The following is a 2,227-nucleotide window of genomic DNA, read 5'->3' as shown; positions in this document are numbered from 1 at the left end:
GCCGGGGCGTCGGGAACACCTTGCCCGGGTTGCACAGCCCGGCGGGGTCGAACCCGCACCGCACCATCTGCATCGTGTCCAGGTCGGTCTCGGTGAACATCCGGGGCATGTACCGCGCCTTGTCCACTCCCACGCCGTGCTCGCCGGTGATCGAGCCGCCGTGCTCGATGCACAGGTCGAGGATCGCCCCCGACACCTCCTCGGCGCGCTCGGCCGCGCCCGGCACGGCGTCGTCGAACAGCACCAGCGGGTGCAGGTTGCCGTCCCCCGCGTGGAAGACGTTGGCGACCCGCACGCCCGTCTCGGCCGACAGCTCGTCGATCCGCGCCAGCACCTCGGGCAGCGCGGTGCGCGGGATCACGCCGTCCTGCACGATGTAGGCCGGGCTGATCCGGCCGACCGCCGCGAACGCCGACTTGCGGCCCTTCCAGATCAGCGCCCGCTCCGCGTCGTCGGCCGCGATCCGGATCTCGAACGCGCCCGCCTCCCGGCACAGCCGCTCCACCTCGGCGAACTGGTGCTCCACCTCGGCCGCCGGGCCGTCCAGCTCCACGATCAGCACCGCCCCGGCGCCCGGCGGGTAGCCGCAGCCGACCGCCGCCTCGGCCGCCTCGATCGACAGCGCGTCCATCATCTCGATCGCGGCCGGCACCACCCCCGCCGCGATGATCGCCGACACCGCCGCGCCGCCCGCCTCGATCGTGTCGAACGCCGCCAGCAGCGTCCGCACCGTCTCCGGCAGCCGGGTCAGCCGCACCGTGATCTTGGTGGCGATGCCCAGCGTGCCCTCCGCGCCGACGAACGCGCCCAGCAGGTCGTAGCCGGGGTCGCCGGCCCGCAGCGTGACGATCTCGCCGTCCGGCGTGACGACCTCGCAGGCGAGCACGTGGTGCGCGGTGAAGCCGTACTTCAGGCAGTGCGCGCCGCCGGAGTTCTCCGCCACGTTCCCGCCCACCGAGCAGATCTGCTGGCTGGACGGGTCGGGCGCGAAGTAGTACCCGTGCGGGCGCACCGCCCGGGTCACGTCCAGGTTGATCACACCCGGCTCGACCACGGCCCGCTGATTGGGGATGTCGATCTCCAGGATGCGGCGCATCCGGGACGTCACGATGAGCACGCCGTCCGTGCGCGGCAGCGCGCCGCCCGACAGCCCCGTGCCGGACCCGCGCGCCACGTAGGGCACGCCCGCCGCCGCGCAGGCCCGGACGATCTCGGCGATCTGCTCGGCCGTGCCGGGCAGCACGACCAGCCCGGGCACGGCGCGGTGCGCGGTCAGCCCGTCGCACTCGTACGTGCGCAGCCGCACCGGGTCGGTGATGACGGCGTCCGCGCCGAGCAACCCGGTGAACCGCTCGGCGAGCGCCCGAAGTGTCCCATCCATCCTGTTCACCTTCCCTCCGCCCCGCCGTCCACCGCAAGATCGTTCCTGGGGGTCGTTCCGCGGGCGGCGCGGCGCGCGTTCGGGTAGGTTCCCGGGCCATGCTCCCCGACTTCCTCATCGCCGACCTCACCTTTCCCGAGGGGACCGTGCGGGAACAGCTGGCCGCCGCGGGGGCGCTGGTGCCCGCGGCGCTGCTGGACGCCAGCGGTCTGGCCGACGAGCTGCGGGAATGCGCCGAGGATGGACAGCACCACTTTTGGATGAACACCCTCCAGGACATCGGCGTGTGGGCCGAGGAGAACGGCCGCGACGCCGAACTGCCGGCCGAGTTCTGGGTGCGCGTCGCGCAGGCCGCCCACGCCCTGGAGCTCCCCGAGTTCCTCCCCTACTGCCTGGGCAAGGCGCACGGCTGGCCGCGCCGGGACTTCGTCGACGCCATGGCGGCGTTCGCGACGCTGCCGGAGGTGGACGGCCTCACCGGCGAGCTGCGCGCGGCGAGCCACCGCGCGGCCGAGCTGCTGTGCGACGACGACCCGGCGGCGGCGCCGCTCGTGGACGCCGGCGATCTCGAGGCGGTGGCCGGGCATCTGCGGTCCGGCGCCTACGACCGGCTCGGCGACGAGCTGAGCGAGCTGTACTCCGCCGCGTTCGACGAGCTGTTCGCCCTGGTCACGCGCAAGGGCTTCCCCGCCGACCACCGCGCCTGCGCGTGGGCGGTCATCGGGGCGAATCCCTTCCGTGTGGTCCTGGACGAGGGCCTGGTGTCGCAGACCCACGCCGAGGTGTGGTGGCGCGCGGCCTGACCCCGCCGCCGGCCGGGGCCGCGAGGCCGCGGCGCGCCGGACA

At 74.2% G+C, this 2,227-nt stretch carries 2 protein-coding genes; one reads left to right on the top strand and one right to left on the bottom strand.

Going from position 1 to position 2,227, the window contains the following annotated elements:
- On the bottom strand, positions 1–1,381 hold a 1,381-nt coding region (locus AR3_RS28910), incomplete at its 3' end, for an FAD-linked oxidase C-terminal domain-containing protein (protein WP_067918789.1).
- Positions 1,382–1,479: 98 nt separating this feature from the next.
- Between AR3_RS28910 and AR3_RS28905 the strand changes: the two genes are divergently transcribed.
- Complete coding sequence (locus AR3_RS28905; protein WP_067918787.1) at positions 1,480–2,184, top strand: hypothetical protein; 705 nt, start codon at positions 1,480–1,482, stop codon at positions 2,182–2,184.
- Positions 2,185–2,227: the final 43 nt, after the last annotated feature.

Origin of the sequence: Actinomadura rubrobrunea NBRC 15275, assembly GCF_001552235.1 — a bacterium.
In the GTDB taxonomy this organism is placed as follows: Bacteria; Actinomycetota; Actinomycetes; order Streptosporangiales; family Streptosporangiaceae; genus Spirillospora; species Spirillospora viridilutea.
The sequence above is the reverse complement of the archived record's forward strand: the minus strand, read 5'-3'. Positions and strand labels throughout refer to the sequence as shown.

Bases quoted from the DNA above. Each gene is read 5' to 3' on its own strand.
- AR3_RS28905 (WP_067918787.1), top strand. From the start codon at position 1,480: ATGCTCCCCGACTTCCTCATCGCCGACCTCACCTTTCCCGAGGGGACC.